General features: G+C 74.7%; 16 protein-coding genes. 6 read left to right on the top strand and 10 right to left on the bottom strand.

Going from position 1 to position 16,069, the window contains the following annotated elements; genetic code table 11:
• Complete coding sequence (locus ACSURM_RS34055; protein WP_436959799.1) at window positions 1–2,169, bottom strand: hypothetical protein; 2,169 nt, start codon at window positions 2,167–2,169, stop codon at window positions 1–3.
• 199 nt (window positions 2,170–2,368) lie between these two features.
• Window positions 2,369–3,643, bottom strand: coding sequence for an FAD-dependent oxidoreductase (locus ACSURM_RS34050; RefSeq protein ID WP_436959797.1), 1,275 nt, complete (start codon window positions 3,641–3,643; stop codon window positions 2,369–2,371).
• A 158-nt stretch (window positions 3,644–3,801) separates the two neighbouring features.
• Here ACSURM_RS34050 and ACSURM_RS34045 point away from each other — a divergent pair, with 158 nt between their 5' ends.
• Window positions 3,802–4,293, top strand: a complete 492-nt coding sequence (locus ACSURM_RS34045; protein ID WP_436959795.1) for a DUF1360 domain-containing protein — start codon at window positions 3,802–3,804, stop codon at window positions 4,291–4,293.
• A 205-nt stretch (window positions 4,294–4,498) separates the two neighbouring features.
• Here ACSURM_RS34045 and ACSURM_RS34040 read toward each other — a convergent pair whose 3' ends face one another.
• A complete protein-coding gene (locus ACSURM_RS34040; RefSeq protein WP_436959793.1) occupies window positions 4,499–5,236 on the bottom strand; it encodes an MgtC/SapB family protein in 738 nt (245 codons plus the stop codon).
• A gap of 214 nt (window positions 5,237–5,450) precedes the next feature.
• Between ACSURM_RS34040 and ACSURM_RS34035 the strand changes: the two genes are divergently transcribed.
• The 5 genes from ACSURM_RS34035 to ACSURM_RS34015 all read left to right on the top strand — a co-directional run bounded on the left by ACSURM_RS34035 (window position 5,451) and on the right by ACSURM_RS34015 (window position 9,579).
• Window positions 5,451–5,933: a DUF2267 domain-containing protein gene (locus tag ACSURM_RS34035; protein WP_436959791.1), complete on the top strand. Its 483-nt coding sequence runs from the start codon at window positions 5,451–5,453 to the stop codon at window positions 5,931–5,933.
• Between the two features lie 236 nt (window positions 5,934–6,169).
• The gene (locus tag ACSURM_RS34030; RefSeq protein ID WP_436959790.1) at window positions 6,170–6,679 is read left to right on the top strand and encodes an ANTAR domain-containing protein; all 510 of its coding nucleotides are present in this window, start codon (window positions 6,170–6,172) and stop codon (window positions 6,677–6,679) included.
• Between the two features lie 186 nt (window positions 6,680–6,865).
• A complete protein-coding gene (locus ACSURM_RS34025) occupies window positions 6,866–8,044 on the top strand; it encodes an AI-2E family transporter (protein ID WP_436959788.1) in 1,179 nt (392 codons plus the stop codon).
• 132 nt (window positions 8,045–8,176) lie between these two features.
• Window positions 8,177–8,308 carry a hypothetical protein gene (locus ACSURM_RS34020; protein WP_436959786.1) on the top strand — a complete coding sequence of 44 codons (132 nt, stop codon included), beginning with the start codon at window positions 8,177–8,179 and terminating at the stop codon, window positions 8,306–8,308.
• Window positions 8,309–8,433: 125 nt separating this feature from the next.
• On the top strand, window positions 8,434–9,579 hold the full coding sequence (locus ACSURM_RS34015; protein WP_436959784.1) for an FUSC family protein: 1,146 nt from the start codon (window positions 8,434–8,436) through the stop codon (window positions 9,577–9,579).
• A 59-nt stretch (window positions 9,580–9,638) separates the two neighbouring features.
• Here ACSURM_RS34015 and ACSURM_RS34010 read toward each other — a convergent pair whose 3' ends face one another.
• The 7 genes from ACSURM_RS34010 to ACSURM_RS33980 all read right to left on the bottom strand — a co-directional run bounded on the left by ACSURM_RS34010 (window position 9,639) and on the right by ACSURM_RS33980 (window position 16,029).
• Window positions 9,639–10,841 (bottom strand): PP2C family protein-serine/threonine phosphatase, encoded by a 1,203-nt coding sequence (locus ACSURM_RS34010; protein ID WP_436959782.1) that lies wholly within the window; start codon window positions 10,839–10,841, stop codon window positions 9,639–9,641.
• A 173-nt stretch (window positions 10,842–11,014) separates the two neighbouring features.
• Window positions 11,015–11,854 carry a lysozyme gene (locus tag ACSURM_RS34005; RefSeq protein WP_436959781.1) on the bottom strand — a complete coding sequence of 280 codons (840 nt, stop codon included), beginning with the start codon at window positions 11,852–11,854 and terminating at the stop codon, window positions 11,015–11,017.
• A 154-nt stretch (window positions 11,855–12,008) separates the two neighbouring features.
• Entirely contained in the window at window positions 12,009–12,662 is a 654-nt protein-coding gene (locus ACSURM_RS34000; RefSeq protein ID WP_436961243.1) for a maltokinase N-terminal cap-like domain-containing protein, read from the bottom strand.
• Window positions 12,663–12,699: 37 nt separating this feature from the next.
• Window positions 12,700–13,371, bottom strand: a complete 672-nt coding sequence (locus tag ACSURM_RS33995; protein ID WP_359048169.1) for a spherulation-specific family 4 protein — start codon at window positions 13,369–13,371, stop codon at window positions 12,700–12,702.
• Window positions 13,368–14,267, bottom strand: coding sequence for an NAD-dependent epimerase/dehydratase family protein (locus ACSURM_RS33990; protein ID WP_436959779.1), 900 nt, complete (start codon window positions 14,265–14,267; stop codon window positions 13,368–13,370). Before ACSURM_RS33990 ends, ACSURM_RS33995 begins: the two co-directional genes overlap by 4 nt.
• Before the next feature lie 7 nt (window positions 14,268–14,274).
• Window positions 14,275–14,988 carry a nucleotidyltransferase family protein gene (locus tag ACSURM_RS33985; RefSeq protein ID WP_436959778.1) on the bottom strand — a complete coding sequence of 238 codons (714 nt, stop codon included), beginning with the start codon at window positions 14,986–14,988 and terminating at the stop codon, window positions 14,275–14,277.
• Between the two features lie 39 nt (window positions 14,989–15,027).
• Window positions 15,028–16,029 (bottom strand): GDP-mannose 4,6-dehydratase, encoded by a 1,002-nt coding sequence (locus tag ACSURM_RS33980; protein ID WP_436959777.1) that lies wholly within the window; start codon window positions 16,027–16,029, stop codon window positions 15,028–15,030.
• Between the last annotated feature and the right edge of the window lie 40 nt (window positions 16,030–16,069).

Raw genomic sequence — 16,069 nt, 5'->3', positions numbered from 1 at the left:
TTATCTCCTTCGCCCGAGCTGATCGGTGCAGGTGCAGCGCAGCAACGGCTGGTCGTTCTCGGCCAGTCCGCTCCACTCGGTGGCGGTCCGGCCCAGTTGCCCGGCGCCCTCGAACTCCATGATCGACAGCAGGTCCAGCAGTTTGGCCAGCGTGCGGGCGGTCTCCCGGCCGGTGGGCCTGGTCCGCTCCTCGCACAGCCAGACCGCGTGCAGCAGTTGGTCGACCGTGCGGCGCAACGCCGGTCCGTCCACCGTGACCAGCCCCTGGGCGCGTTCCCGGCGGGTGTCCGCGCCCGACGGGTACGGCGCCTGGGCGATCTCCAGCAGCTCCGCGCACCACTCCCGGGGGCGGCCGGGCAGCGTGCCGGCCAGATGGCGGACCACGTCGTCGGCCCCGCCGGAGACCAGGTGGTGGTTCATGCGGTGTGCCGTGACGGAGTGGAAGGCGGCCCCGCTCGGCGCCCCGTCGTCCGCCGCGCGTCCGGTGTAGTGGTCGCGCAGCAGGTGGTGGTCGGCGTACCAGGCGGCGCCGTCGGGGAGCAACGCGTACAGCCGGTGCACCAGCAGTTGGCGCAGGCCGAAGTCCCCGATGAAGTGCCGTTCGCAGGTGGGCCATCCGGTGTCGGTGAGCAGTTGCTCGACGTGATGGGCCGTCAGCCGGTGCACGCGGCGCCGCTGATGGTGGCGCAGCAGGACGTCCGCGCACTCCGTGTCGTGCGCCACCGACAGATGGGTGAGCAGGTCGAGCCAGTGGTCGTGGTGCTCGGCCGGCAGCCGCACCGGGAGCTGGTCCAGTACGAGTTCGCGCAGCAGCACCTCGGCCACGGGCAGCTCGGCGGCGCCGTCGCCCGTGCCGGTCAGCGGGGCGTCCAGGATGGCGCGGTCGTTGGCGTCCGCCGGCATGCGGAAGGCGGCGGCGGCCTCGGCCAGCCGGATCACCGTGTGCGGGCGTCCGCCGCTCAGCCGTGCCACGGCGGCGTCGATGCGGCGGCGGTTGGTGCCGCCCTCCGGTTCGGCGCGCCGCTGTCTGCGCTCGGTCTCCCGGCGCAGTTGGTCGCCGGTGAGCAGGGGCATCCGCAGCAGCAGGACCCCGTCGGCCAGCGGTGCCCGGCCCGCCGGGGCGTCGGTGCGCCGGGACCACGCGGGCGGGGAGCCGTCGGCCGGCCGGAACTCCGCCGGGGCCGGTACCTCCTCGGGCGGCAGGCCCTCGTACAGGAAGGCGCCGCCGTCCGCGCGGCGCGCGGTGCCGGCGATCACCACCCGGTCGCGCTGCCCGGCGCGGCGGTCGATCAGTACGGCGCGCAGCAGTCGCTCGCCCAGCGGGGACTCGGCGCGGTCCAGCAGCACCGCGGGGCGGCCGACCCGGCGCAGCCAGCCGACCGCGCCCGTGTAGGCGGCTTCCAGGTCCTCGCGCAGCGCCTGGAAGAGGAAGCGCTCGGCCAGCTCCCGTCCCTCGCCGCCGGCCCTGAAGTCGGCGGCGAGGTCGCGCAGGCCGTGCTCGGGCTGTCCGGCCGCGCCGGGGTAGGCGCCGTAGATGCGGGCCATCTCGGCCTTGCCGCGGGGTGCCAGGCCGGAGACGAGGGCGTCCACGAGGGCGGTGCTGACGGCGGCGGAGTACGGGTCGAGGGCCTGTCCGGACAGCGTGGCCAGCAGGTTCCGGATGGCGCCGAGGAGGGCGCCGCGCCAGAAGTCACCGGCGCCCAGGCCGCGGAAGCGCTGCCGCTGGGGTAACTCCGCGTACCGTTCGACCTCCGCCGCGACCGCTTCGGGGGTGCCGTCCGCGACACCGGTGGCGATCATCGCGAGGCCCGCGAAGAGCCGGGGGAAGGTGAAGGCGCCGCCGGTGCCCTGCCAGGTGGACAGCCGGCGGGCGGCCTCGACCAGGACCTCGGTGGCGGCCGAGCGGGCGCCGGGCTCCGGCTCGGCCCGGTCGGCGTAGACCGGTGAGCCGCAGTCCAGGTAGATCACCGGCAGCTTGGTGGCGAAGCGGTCCCGTACGGCGCGCAGCAGCCGCCCCTTGCCCATGCCGGGGCCGCCGGTGAGCAGCACGACCGGGATGTCGGGCCCGTACAGCGGTTCACGGCCGGCACCCGAGGGTGACCGCCCGAGCATGTGCGCGAAGAAGCCTTCCTCGCCGAGGAGCCTCTCGAACCCCAGGTCATCACACACGGATCCCTCTGGATGGCTCTCCCGCCCGGGAGCGGGTGATCGTTGTGGCGGAAGGAGATTAGTGGAACACGGAGCCTTCTGTTCCGACAACGGTGCTTACACGAAAGAAAGACGGCAATGTTCCGGCCCGGACGGGCGGGCGTGAGGGGGTGGGTGCGCTGGGGTGGGCGGGGCGGGGCCGGTTGGCGCTGATGAGGTGTCAGTTGCCTTGTTCCTGGCGCTCCGTGGCCGGCGGCTGGTGGCCGGGTGCCGGGGCCGGGGGGTGTTCGCGGCGGGCACCGTAGGCGAGGAAGTAGGCGGGGAGGCGGCGCAGCCAGGGCGCCGCGGTGAGCAGGGCCGCGACGCGGCGGGCGCGCTCCGGGCCGCCCAGGGGCGGGCCGCCGCGCAGGACCGGTGCGATGAAGCGGGCGTGGGCGGCGCGCTGGAGCGCCTGCGTGGCGACCGTGGTGGGGCGGCGACGGCGCTGCACGGCGCGTACGTCACGCAGCCGCACCCTCCCCTGCCGCAGCGGCCCGGCCAGAAGGCGGGCGGCGGCGACGGCGTCCTGTACGGCGAGGTTGATGCCGATGCCGAACACCGGGGACATGGCGTGCGCCGCGTCGCCGACGCACAGCAGACCGGGCCGGTGCCAGCGGCGCAGGCGGTCCAGGTGGACGTCGAGCAGCTTGACGTCGTCCCAGGACCCGAGGGCCTGCGCGCGGTCGGCGAGCCAGGGGGCGGCGGCGGTGTAGTCGGCCCGGAAGCGGTCGAGACCGGCCGCGCGGCGCTCGGCGTCGGTGCCCTTGGGGATGAGCGCCGCGCACTGCCAGTAGTCACCGCGGTCGATCATCGCGGTCAGCAGGCCGTCGCCGGCGCCGCCGACGAGCCCGGACGGGTCGCCGTCGCGCCGCGGCAGCCGGAACCACCAGGCGTCCATGGGGCAGGCGAAGCGGCGCAGCCGCAGCTCCGGCCGGGCCCGCGCCAGCGACCCGCGGCCGTCGCAGGCCACGGTGAGGACGGCGCGCAACGTGCCGGCGCCGCCGTCGGCGGTGCGGTAGCGCACCCCGGTGACCCGCCCGGACTCGACCAGGAACCCGGTCGCCTCGGTGTTCATCCGCAGCTCGAAGGACGGTTCGCGCCGGGCCTCCTCGGCCAGCAGGTCCAGCAGGTCCCACTGCGGCACCATCGCCACGTAGTCGTAGGGACCGCGCAGGACCGAGAGGTCGGCGACCGTGACCGGCGCGCGGCCGGCCCCCACCGGCAGCTGGACGGTGCGGACCCGGCGCTGCGGCAGCCGGGCGAAGCGCTCGGCCAGACCCAGCTCGTCCAGCAGGGCCAGGGTCGACGGGTGGACCGTGTCGCCGCGGAAGTCGCGCAGGAAGTCGGCGTGTTTCTCCAGCACCGTCACCCGGACCCCGGCGCGCGCCAGCAGCAGCCCGAGCACCATGCCCGCCGGTCCTCCGCCCACGACACAGCATGTGGTGTTGTCGTCCATGGCCGCGCCGCCCTTCTCAGGAACAGTTATTCATCACATGATGAATAATATGCCCCGAGGACCACCGCCACAAGGCCGCGTGTCGCCGCCGGTCAGGGGGGCACTCGTCCCGCGCCCGGTACGGGGCGGCAGGACACCGGAGGCAATCGGGAGGTCTCATGACGACGGACGCCGAACCCTACGACGAGGCGGACGGCCTGCCGCTGGGCGGGTACGCCACCCTTGCCTCCGTGTTCGCGGCGGGCATCGGCTCCTTCGCACTGCTGGCCCGGCGCCGGGGCGTACAGCTGCCGCCGGACGTGCCGCCCTGGGACGTGCTGCTCATGGGCACGGCGGCGTACAAGGCGTCCCGGGTGGTGACCAAGGACAAGATCACCAGCTTCCTCCGGGTGCCGTTCACCCGCCGCGCCGACGAGGGCGAGGCCAGCGAGGTCATGGACGAGCCCAAGGGCTCCGGGCTCCGGCGGGCCGTCGGCGACCTGGTCTCCTGCCCGTTCTGCACCGCGGCCTGGGCCGCCGGCGCCCTGGCCTGCTCCTACGCCGCGTCACCCCGGCTCACCCGGCTGGTGTGCGCCGGTTTCGGCGCGCTGACCGTGGCGGACTGGCTCCAGTACGCCTGGACGGCGACCCAGCAGTCGGTCGAGGGCTGAGCGGCGCACCGTCCCGCGTTGAGCGGCGCATCACCCCGCGTTGAGCGGCACATCACCCCCGCTGAGCGGCGCACCGCCCCGCGATGGGCCGGCCGAGCGACGCCGTGGGCGCCCGTGGCGAGACCGGGCGCCCGTCATCCCCGGGCACGCGGCTCATCCGGGCGCGCGGCCGTCCCCGGGCACGCGGCCATCCCCGGCCACGCGGTCATTCCTCCTCCGTCGCGGCGGACAGTTCCACGTCCAGCACGCCGTCGTCCCGGAACAGCTCCGACGCCAGCACGGAGGGATCCGCCGTGCCCTCCAGTTGCAGCAGCACCCGCGCGGCGTCGTCGGTGCGGCCGGGCAGCCGTTCCACCTTGACCTGCACGATGCGGAAACCGCGCCGGGTGCACGTCTGCAACAGGCGGGGCAGCAGCGCCGTCCCGGTGCGGTAGGTCAGGCGCGCCTCGAACGCGGTGGCGGCACGGCCGGGGACGAGTCGGGACGACAGCAGCGGGTAACCCCGGACCACCAGGAAGTGCAGGGCCGTCACGGCCAGCGCGAGCACGGGCAGCCCGCCGCCGCAGGCCATGCCGACCGCGCAGGTCAACCAGATGGTGGCGGCCGTGGTCAGGCCCCGTACGGCGTCCCGTCGTACGAAGATCAGGCCGCCGCCGATGAACCCGATCCCGGAGACGATCTGCGCCGCGACCCGTGAGGGGTCGAACGACACGCTCTCCAGGCCGAGCACCGCGTTGAAGCCGTGCTGGGAGACCTCCATCATCAGAGCGCTCGCGATGCCGACCAGGGTGTGGGTGCGCAGCCCCGCGCTCTTCTGCTGGGCCTCGCGCTCCCAGCCGATCAGGCTCGACAGCAGCAGCGCGAGCCCCAGTTCGGCCAGTTGCCGCGGCCCCTGCCCGCTCTGGAGGTCCCACAACGGTGCCGCCAGTTCCGCAGCCGCCACACGCACCTCCTGCTTCCACTGCCTCCGCTGTCGCCGATGCCCCGCTGTCGCTGATGCTCCGCTGCCGACACGTACCCCGCGACGGGTGGCCGACGCAACCGGGACGGCGGCCTGCTCGCCGGTGACCCGGGGCGGGCTCGGGGTACCCGGGCGCACGGGCGCGACGCCCGCGGGACGGGCGTACGCGGCGCATCGTGCGGAAGGGACCGGTCTCATGCGGCACGACGAGATGATCGGAAAGGTCCAGGCGCTGGCCCAGTTGCCGGACCGGGGTACGGCCGAGCGGGCTACGCAAGCGGTCGTCAGCACCCTGGCGGAACGGCTGCCGTCCGGGCTCGCCCGGCATGTGGCCGCCCAGCTGCCGCCGGACATGGCGGCGGCCATGCGGGAGGCGGCCGACGCCTCCGCCGGGCGGGACTCCGGGGCCGCGGGCGAGCGGTTCGGGCTGACCACCTTCACCGGACGGGTCGCGGCCCGGGCCGGCACCGACGAGGACCGGGCCCTGCGGGACGCCGCCGCGGTGCTGGAGGTGCTGGACGCCGCGCTCGCCCCGGAGCTGACCGAGCGGATGGCGAACGCGCTGCCCGGCGGACATCCGGGAACTGCTGCCGGTGGGCCGCGCGACCCAGGACATGGGGCGATTCGGCTGACGCCCGGCGGCTGCCCGGGAACGCGGACGGTGGCGCTGAACGGGTGACGCAGACGCGCGGGCGCTGCGGCCCGCCGCTTGCCGCTTGCCGCTTGCCGCTTGCCGCTTGCCGCTTGCCGCTTGCCGCTTGCCGCTTGCCAGACGAGCATGCGCCGAACCTGGTGCGCCGTCCTCCGTAACCCGCTCCCACAGGACGGCGGTCCGTGAGGCCGATTCGCTTCGTGTGCGGGCGCCCGCCGGGGGCAGGTGTAGGCCGTGACGCCCCCCACCCGAAAAGGTGCTCCATGGCCTTCTTCGCCCTCTCCCGGGTCCAGCCCCTGGTTCTGCTCTCGGTGACCGACCTGGCGGCGGCTTACGACCGGCTGCTGGAGGAGAACCATCACCTGCGGCGCGCCGTGACCTCGCACGCGGTGATCGACCAGGCCATCGGCGCCGTCGTGGCCCTGGGGCAGATCGCCCCGGAGGAGGCCTGGCGGGCGCTGCGGGATGTCTCGCAGCGCACGAACGTCAAGTTGCGCACGGTCGCCGAGCACGTCCTCGGCTACGTCCAGGGCGGCACCCTTCCCGAGCCCGAGCGGATCGAGCTGGCGAAGGCGATCGTCCGCTACCGCCGGTGCGGCGGGCGGCCCGCGCCGCTCGGTGACGGCGTGCCCGCGCCCGCCGGTGACGCCCGGGAACGCGGCGGTGCCGGGAGCGCCGCGCCCCGGCGGGCCACGGCCCCCGCCGGCCCCCGGCCCGGTCCGGCCCGGCCGGCACCGGACGGGGAACGGGGAACGGCGGAACCGAGACGGTGATCACCGGGGGCCTTTTCTCCCCGCCGACGCATTTCCGGATGTCCCCCCCGTACGGCCCACCCCTGAGCGGTATCAGCGTCCCCGGGCGGGATACGGCCACTTGCTCGCCGGGCGCGCCGCCCGCGCCCGGCGTGCTTACGGTGCTGGGGAGGTGACCGGCCGTCAGGCGGAGAGGAGGCGGCAGCGGTGGTGGGCGACGCGCGCCGGCCCGGGGCCGGGCGGCCGGGCCGGGTCCGGGGCACGGTCCTGGGCAGCCGGCCGGCGTACTCGGTGCGGCTGCCGGTCCCGCCCCGCGCGGAGCGTGGAGCGGCGCCGGTGCGGGCGGCGGAGCGGACGGTGCCCTGGCTGCGGGTGGCCGCGGCGTACGCCTGGCGGCTCATCCTGGTCGGGGCCGCCGTCTACGGCGTGTTCAGCGTCCTCGGCAGCTTCCATCTGGTCGCCGTGGCACTGTTCGTGGCGCTGGTGGTGACGTCCGTACTGCGCCCGCCGACCGATCTGCTCGCCCGGTTCCTGCCCCGGCCGCTGTGCGTGGCGGTGACGCTGGTGGGCAGTGTGGTGCTGCTGCTGGGCCTGCTCGCGCTGGTGGGCAGCGCGGTGGCCGACGAGTCGGGGCGGCTGGCGAGCGAGTTCCGCGGCGGGGTGGACCGCATTGAGGAGTGGCTGCGCCGCCCGCCGTTCCGGCTGGGTCCGGACGCGCTGTCCCGGCTCCAGGATCAGGTGGCGCATTACGTGGCCACGCACCGCTCGGCGCTGATCGGCAGCGCGGTCGGCGAGCTGGGCCGGGTGGTGGAACTGGTCACCGGCGCCGCGCTGGCGCTGTTCGCGTCGGTGTTCTTCCTGCACTCCGGGGAGCGCCTGTGGGCCTGGGGGCGGGACCGGCTGCTGCCGAGCGGTGCCCGTCCGGTGTGGGACCGGGTGGGCGGGGCGGCCTGGCGGACCTTCGCGGGGTACACGCGCGGCATCATCATCGTGGCCGCCACCAACGCCGTGCTGGTGGGTGTGGTGCTGCTGGTGCTGAAAGTGCCGCTGGCGCTGCCGCTGACGCTGCTGGAGTTCTTCGCCGCGTTCGTGCCGCTGGTGGGCTCCCCGGTGGCGCTCGGGGTGGCCACGGTGGTCGCCCTGGCCGGGCGGGGCCCGCTGACGGCGGCGGGGGTGCTGGTGCTGATCGTGGTCATCGGCCAGCTGGAGGGGCATGTACTGCACCCGCTGGTGATGAGCTGGGCGGTGCGGCTGCATCCGCTGGTCGTGGCCGTGTCGGTGATCGCGGGCAGCATCGTCGCGGGGGTGATCGGCGCGGTGGTGGCGGTGCCGCTGGTGTCGGTGGTGTGGGCGGTGCTGAACGCGCTACGGGCGGCGCCGCCCTGAGCCATCCACCGACCCGTCGGCCGATCCGTCGGCCGGTCCGATCATCCGAACAAGGGATCAGCTGTTCCCTGGAACAGGTGATCGTCGCTCGTGTGACCACCGTGACCGGTGCGACGGGACGACACTCGTGTTGTGCGAACGGACGGGCTGCAGACCGGAGTTCGCACATGTCCCACTACGGAACACCGCAAGGAGCAGCACGACATGAACGTTCTCACCGACATCCTCGCCGGCCTCGCCCACTTCCTCGGGTGGCTGATCTGACGCCGCGAGGCGTGTGAGGAAGGCGGCGCCGTCTCCCCGTCCCAGGGAGGCGGCGCCGCCGTCGTGTGCGCCGGCACGGATGTGCGTCGGCATGGAAGGGGGCGGGAGGTGGCACCCGGGGCCGCGTGCGTGGAATACGACTGACCTGGCAGGCTCTGCGGCGCGATCTGTCGGCCGCGGCGGGCGCGGCGCGGCGGGCCTGGGCGGGGCCCGGACGGGAACGGGACCTGGCCGTACAGGCCGTGAAGGCGGCGCTGGCCGCATGGGTGGCCTGGGCGGTGGCGGGCTGGTGGCTGAAGGCACCGGTGGCGTTCGTCGCACCGTGGGTCGCGGTGGTGCTGGTGGAGTCGACCGTCTACCGGTCGATCGCACACGGGCTGCAACAGCTCGCCGCGATCGCGGCCGGCACGGTGGCGGCCACGGCGGTCGGGCTGCTGCTGCCCAGCCCGGTGGCCGCGATGGCGGTGGTCCTGCCGCTGGCGATGCTGCTGGGCCAGTGGCGGCGGCTGGGCAGCCAGGGGGTGTACGCGGCCACCGGCGCCCTGTTCGTGCTGACAGGCGGACCGGTGTCCGTGTCCACCTCCGCCGCCCGGCTCGCCGAGGCCCTGTTCGGGGCGGTCGTCGGCATCGCGGTCAACGCGCTGGTCCGGCCGCCGCTGTTCCTGCGCGACACCCAGGCGGCGCTGCGGAACGCGGTGGCGGAGGCGCACGGCATCCTGCGGGACGTGGCGGACGGACTGGCCGCCGGCCGCTGGGACACCGCGGAGGCCGGTGCCTGGCACGACCGCGCCCTGCGGCTGCCCCGGCTGGTGGAGCAGGCCCGCTCGTCGGTGGAGTGGAGCCGGGAGAGCCTGCGCGCCAACCCGCGCCGCCGCAAGGGGGCCGCGCCGCCGCCCGGCAAGGGGTACGAGGACGCGCTGATGGTGCTGGACTACGCGGCCGTGCACACCACCGAGGTGACCCGCACGGTGCTGGAGGCCGCCGCCGAGGACCGCTCGGCGCCCCGGCCGGACCCCGCGCTCGCCCGGCGGTACGGGCAGTTCCTGTGCCGCACCGCCGACGCGCTGCGGCTCTACAGCCACAGCCGGTTCGGCGACGACCACGAGGACGAGCTGCGCGAGGCCGTGGCGGACCTGCGCGACGCCCTCACCGTGCTGCGCCGGGACCTGGCCCGCGCCACCACGGACGATCCCGACGAGGTCGCCACCTACGGCGTCCTCCTGGCCCAGGCCCACCGCCTGGCCGACCAACTCCTCGCCTCGGGCACCTGAACCCTTTCGCCGCCCTCTCCCACGAATGCCGCTCCGGCTGAGCCCGGTCACCACCGCGCCTACCCGACAAGGCGGGTCCCCGGGAGCTGGCTGTTCGGCTGCCATTCGAACATCAGGATCGTGGCGTCGTCACGGAGCCGGCTGTCCTGGGAGTCCAGCAGCGAGTGGATGAGGCGGCGGAGCGTCTCGGGCGCGATCTCACCGGTGGCGCTGGCCCGGATGACGTAGTCCGCGAACCGTTCCAGGCCGAGCAGTCTGCCGTCGGCGGTCCGCGCCTCGGTGACGCCGTCGGTGTAGAGCAGCACGCGGTCCCCGGGCTGGAGCCGGGACTCGTGCACCTGGCGTTCCCGCGTGTGCAGCAGGGAGCGCAGGCCCATGGGCGGGTCGGCGTCGCGGGAGAGCGCGTCGACGATCAGCCGCTGGTCGCGGATCAGCAGCGGCGCGGGGTGGCCGCAGTTGACCCATTTCAAAACGCCGTTGCAGAAGTCGAGGCGGGCGAGGATCCCGGTGCAGAACTGGTCCGGCAGCCACTGGCTGAGCGCCTCGTCGACGCCGTCCACCAGGGCGAGCAGGTCGGCGTCGACGCGCCGGGCGTTGCGGCAGGCGGCCAGGGCGACCGCGCTGGTCAGTCCGGAGAGCAGGTTGTGCCCCATGGCGTCCAGCACGACGGCGTGCAGGGTGTCGGTGGTCAGGGCGTGGTCGAAGGCGTCGCCGCCGAGGTCGTAGGCGGGTTCCAGGACGGCCGTGGAGACGATGTGCGGGTTGCCGATGGTGCGCGGGGGCAGGAAGGCGCGCAGCATCTCGGCGGGCAGGTGCATCGCCCGGGTGCGGGTCCGGCGTACGAAGGTCTCCTTGTACGCCCGCTTGGACGTGGTCATCATGGCGAGCAGGGCGGCCATCGCGCGGCCCTGGCGCAGTGACTCGGCGGTGAGCGTCTGGGTGTGGACGGCGAGGACGCCGAGCCGTTCGGCGCCGTCGAGCAGCGGGAACCACGCGGTCATGCCGTCCCGCTCGGACTCCTCCACCCGCAGCGACTGGGTGCGGTAGCACCAGCCGGCGAGCGTCTCGTCGATGAGCAGGGACTCGGTGACGTCGGTGAGCGGCACGAGGTGCCGTTGCTGGATGTCGGCGAGGTAGACCACGGCGTGCCGCAGGCCCAGCGCCTTCGCGCAGCGGCTGACGGCGCTGGCCATGTCCAGGGTGCAGCTGGCGGGGTCGGCGAGGAACTCCTCCAGCGGGGGCCCGCCCGGTTCTGCGGTCACCTCTGTATCACCATCCAGGCAGCGGTCGTCTTCCCAGCAGTCTCGTCCCGGGGCACGCGCCCCGCAGCACCGGTACACCCGCCCGGGTCAGGCCGCCCGGCCCCGGCGACGAGCGCGCGGACCGGCTCGGGGCGCTCCGGCGCGCGGCCGGAACCGGACGCGGGCGGACGCGCTCAGCCGGTGGCGAACTGCCGCAGCTTGTCCTGGGAGCCGTTGAAGCGGTCGTGGTCGCCGACCGAGGGGCCCGAGGAGGTGTACTGCCACATGGTGTACGAGGGCCAGCCGGCCGGCAGCGTGCCCACCGTGGAGGCGTAGCGGGCGATCCACAGCGGGTTGACCGGTCCGAAACCGGCGTAGTTCCCGGTGCACTCGGACCACCAGCTGGTGGCCGTGTAGACGACCGCCGCCCGGCCGGTGCGGGACTTGTAGCGGTCGAGGAAGTCGCGGATCCAGCCGACCATGGCGCTGGCCGACTTGCCGTAGCAGGCGTCGCCGTACGGGTTCCACTCGATGTCGAGGACGCCCGGGAGGGTCTTGCCGTCGGCCGACCAGCCGCCGCCGTGCGCCAGGAAGTAGTCGGCCTGCGCGGCGCCGCCGGCCGTGTCCGGGGTGGCGAAGTGGTAGGCGCCGCGGACCATGCCGACGTCGAAGGAGCCGTCGTACTGCTGGGTGAAGTAGGGGTTGGTGTAGTACGTCCCCTCGGTGGCCTTGGTGTACGCCCAGCGGACGCCGCTGTCCCACAGCGACCGCCAGTCGACCTCGCCCTGATGGCTGGAGACGTCCACGCCCTCGGTCTGGGTGGCGCGGGGGGCCGGGGGCGGGGTGTCCGAGGCGCCGTCGTGGGTGAGGACGCCGATGCCCATGTAGGCGTTGCCGCGGGTGATCGGGCCCCCGGTCGGGTCGGGTGTGGCGGGCGCGGCCGGGGGGCTGGTCAGGAGAAGGAGGAGGACGGTCAGGGCGCCGGTGAGGCAGAGCCGGGACCGGCCGCGGGGAGGGTGTATGGAGGTTCGCACGAGTCCATCTGACCCGGCGCGGGCATCCGCCGCACGCCGGGCTGCGCCGGGCGAAGCCGTCCGCGGCCGGGAGTTGGCCCGTGCGGGTGACCGTCCTCCGCCGGGCCCGGTGCCGGGGCCGGGGGCAGCCCGCCGGGCGGCGTGGACGCGGGGGTCAGGCCCGGCGCAGCGTCATGAAGACGGCCCACAGCCGGTCGTCGTCCGGGCCCGGCCAGCCCGCGGTGACATGGCCGAGTGCGTCCTGGGGCGCCGGCGGGCGCTGTCCGGCGACGGGTTCGAGGACGCGGTGGAACCGGAGCACCGTGCCGTCCGGCGCGGGCAGCCGCGTGCCGTCGGCGTCGTCGGCCGGCTCGGGCGTGAACCCGTCCAGGGACAGCGGGGCGCCGGTGCGGGAGCTGATCACCTCGCGGTCGGGGGTGTCGCTGACGCTCTGGGCCATCGCCTGGGCGCGGCCCTCGATCAGCGCCAGCACCTCGGTGACCAGCACCGGGTCGTGGCAGCCGTCGTAGACCCAGCGCGTGCCCAGCACCCCGTGCTCCATGGTGCCGACGAGGGCGTGCTCGGCGCCCTCCAGCGGCGCCCCGCGGTAGGTGAGCGGCGCCAGGTACGCCGTCCGCTCGGGGCTCGCGGTGTCGGTGGCGACGATGAACTCGATGCCGACCTCGCCCTCGGGGTCGTCCAGCCGGAAGCCGCCGGACCGCTCCAGCACCGGGGCGGGGCCGCCGCGGTACCACGGGCGGCCGGGCAGCCAGCCGGCGAGCAGTTCGATCTTGGTCGGCTTGAGGGTGGTGTGGTGGATGACGGCCATGCCGGTCGCTGCCTCCAGGGTGCGGATGCTGATCGGCTCAGCCTCGCACACCGTCTCCGCCGGTCAGCGCCGGGGTCAACGCGGCCCACGGGTTGGGGGGTTCGCCGGTCACCGGCCCGCACACCGCCGCGCCCCGCTCGTGCGCGGTGCGCACCGCGAGCGGCACCAGGACCTCGGGGACGCCGTAGACCAGGTGGCACAGCCGCCCGGGCGGCTGCCGGGCGGTCCAGGCCGGGCGGGTGAACGACGACACGTAGGTGCTCCAGTGCCCTTCGAAGGTGACCGTGAGGTCGGCGAGGCGGACGTAGCCGGGTGCCGGGTGGACGCCCGGATTGAGCACGACGGTCCCGGCGCCCGACCGTCTGAGGTCGCGCACCAGCCGTCGGCAGGCGGGCAGTCCGTCCGGGCCGGCCGTCACCCGGTCCAGGAAGCAGCCGTCGGTGGCGTACCACTCCCGGTGCCGGCGCACCTCCTCGGTGATGTGGGCCCGTTCCCGCACGCCGTAGTCGGTGTCGACGTAGCCGAGCAGCCGGGCCCCGGCGGCGCGCAGTGCCCGGGCCGCCGCCGTGAACGCGGGGTCGGGGGCGGTACCGGGCCCGCTCGCCGGGTTGAGGACGACCGCGTAGGTGCGGTCCGCCGCCCCGACCAGCCGGTGCCAGGCGCCCGGGTCGTCGGCCGGATGCACGTACAGCGGCACCAGCAGGCTCACGGCACCCGCTCCCCGGTGGCCGCCCACAGCGCGGCGAGGGCGTCGTCCAGGCTGTGCGCCGGCCGCCAGTCGAGGGCCCGGGCGGCGGCGGAGCTGTCCGAGCACTGCCAGGACACCCGGGCCGAGCGCGCCGAGCCGTCCGCGCTCTCCTCCAGCCGGCCCCGGAACCCGGCGTGCCGGGCCAGGCCGTGCGCCAGCTCCCGTACCGGTACGGCCGTGCCGCCGCCGATGTTGAGCACCTTCGGCAGCGGGGCGGGGGCGGTGACGGCGCGCTCGACGGCCCGGGCCACATCGCGTACGTCGACGAAGTCGCGGTGGGCGGAGAGGTCCCCGAGGCGCAGTACGGCCCGCGGGTCCCGCCCGGCCGTGCGGAGCAGGTCGGCGAGCCGGCCGGGCAGGCTCGCGGCGGGCGCTCCCGGGCCGACCGGGTTGCCGATCCGCAGCACCACCGCGTCCAGGGCGGCGGAGGTCACCGCGAGGGTGCCCGCGAGCTTGGTCGCGCCGTACGGCGCGACCGGGCAGGCGGGTGCCGACTCGGTGACCTTCTCGCCCGGGGTGCCCGGCCCGTACTCGGCGGCCGAGCCCAGGTGGACGAGGCGGGCCGCGGGGGCCGCCGCGCTCAGGGCGGCGCAGAGGGCGGCGGGGCCGCGGGCGTTGACCTCGGCCAGGGTCACGGGGTCGCCGCCGGTGGCGCCCGCGCAGTTGACCACGGCGTCGGGGGCCGCCGCCGCCAGGGTCTCGGCGAGGCGCTCCGGACGGTCGCGGGCGAGGTCGGCGCCGAGTCCGGCACCGGCCGAGCGGCCGGCGGCGAGGACCTGCGCGCCCGGCAGGGCGCGCAGCCGCTCGGCCACGTGGCGGCCCAGGTATCCGGTGCCGCCGAGGACGAGAATGCGCATGTGGTACTCAGGCTCCCTTGAGCAGCAGGGACTTGCGGGTGGTGAACTCGGCGTTGGCGCGGTCGTAGTCGTCGGGGCGGCCGATGTCCAGCCAGTATCCGTCGAACTCGTAGGCGTGCGGCGGGTTCTGGGCCTTCAGCAGGTCGAGGACGAGTTCGTCGAAGCCGAGCGGCAGACCGGGTGTGTAGCCGTCCAGGGTGGCGCGGCTGAGGCCGTAGACGCCCATGGAGACCCGGTAGTCGAGGCTGGGCTTCTCGGTGAACGCGACGACCTTGGTGGCGTCGGTGGTGAGGACGCCGAAGTCGATGTGCACCTTGCGGGCGTAGGTGGCGATGGTGAGCGGGGCGCCGGAGTCCCGGTGGCGGCGCAGTACGTCGGCGTAGTCGAGGTCGGTGAGGACGTCGCCGTTCATCACGAGGAAGTTCTCGGGCAGCCGGTCTCTGAGGCCCAGCAGCGGGCCCATGGTGCCGAGCGGGCTCTCCTCGGTGGCGTAGTCGACGGTCATGCCCCACTGGGAGCCGTCGCCGACGTAGGCGCGGATGATCTCGCCGAGGTGGCCGATCGCGAGGGTGCAGCGGGTGAAGCCCGCGGCCGACAGCTGGCGCAGCACGATCTCCAGGATGGCGTGCTGGTCGCCGATCGGGACGAGCGGCTTGGGCAGCGCGGTGGTGTAGGGCCGCAGCCGGACGCCCTTGCCTCCGGCCAGGATCACTGCGTGCATGGGGCTCCTCCTTGGTGGGGCGATGCGTGCCGGACGGGGTCAGATGTTGTAGATGCCGGTCTTGTAGCGGGCCAGGTTGGCCGGGTCGCGGAAGAACTCCGCGGTCTGGGCGAGCCCTTGCTCCAGGGTGTGCGCGGGCTGCCAGCCGGTGGCCCGGGTGAGCCGGGTGGCGTCGCAGACCAGCCGCATCACCTCGGAGCCCGCGGGCCGGACGCGTGCGGGGTCGGCGCGGACGTCGAGGTCGGTGTCCATCACCTTGCCGATCAGCGCGACCAGGTCGCCGACGGAGATCTCGCCGCCGGTGCCGGCGTTGAAGGTGCGGCCGACGACCTGTTCGGCGGGGGCGGTGCCGACGGCGAGGAACGCCCGGGCGGTGTCCTTGACGAAGGTGAAGTCCCGGGTGGGCCTCAGGTCGCCGAGGGTGATGGTGCGTTCGCCCGCCGCGACCTGGCCGATGACTGTGGGGATGACGGCGCGCATGGACTGCCGGGGCCCGAAGGTGTTGAACGGCCGCAGGGTGACGACGGGGGTGTCGAAGCTGGCGTGGTAGCTGTCGGCGAGCCGGTCCCCGCCGGCCTTCGAAGCGGCGTACGGGGACTGGGTGTTGATGGGGTGGTCCTCGGTGATGGGCACCGTCTGGGCGGTGCCGTAGGTCTCGCTGGTGGAGGTGTGCACCAGCCGGGGGGTGCCGAGGGCGCGGACGGCCTCCAGCACATTGAGGGTGCCGGTGACGTTGGTGTCCACGTAACTGTGCGGTGCCTGGTAGGAGTACGGGATCGCGATGAGGGCGGCCAGGTGGTACGCGACGTCGGCGCCGTCGAGCAGGGCGCGGACCGAGCCGGGGTCGCGGACGTCGCCGAGGACGATCTCCACCTGGTCCAGCACGTCGGGGGCGAGGGTCTCCAGCCAGCCGTAGGAGGAGAAGGAGTTGTACTGGGCCATGGCTCTGACCCGGTGGCCGGAGGCGACCAGGGCCTCGGTGAGGTGGGAGCCGATGAAGCCCTCGGCTCCGGTGACGGCGGCGAGCGGTACGGAGGTCAACTGAGGGGTCCTTCCGGTGGGTTGGCGGGGCGGGGACGGG

It is taken from the genome of Streptomyces sp. SudanB182_2057, from assembly GCF_964272715.1.
In the GTDB taxonomy this organism is placed as follows: Bacteria; Actinomycetota; Actinomycetes; order Streptomycetales; family Streptomycetaceae; genus Streptomyces; species Streptomyces rubradiris.
Note: the sequence above shows the minus strand (reverse complement) of the source record. Positions and strands in the feature narration are given on the sequence as shown.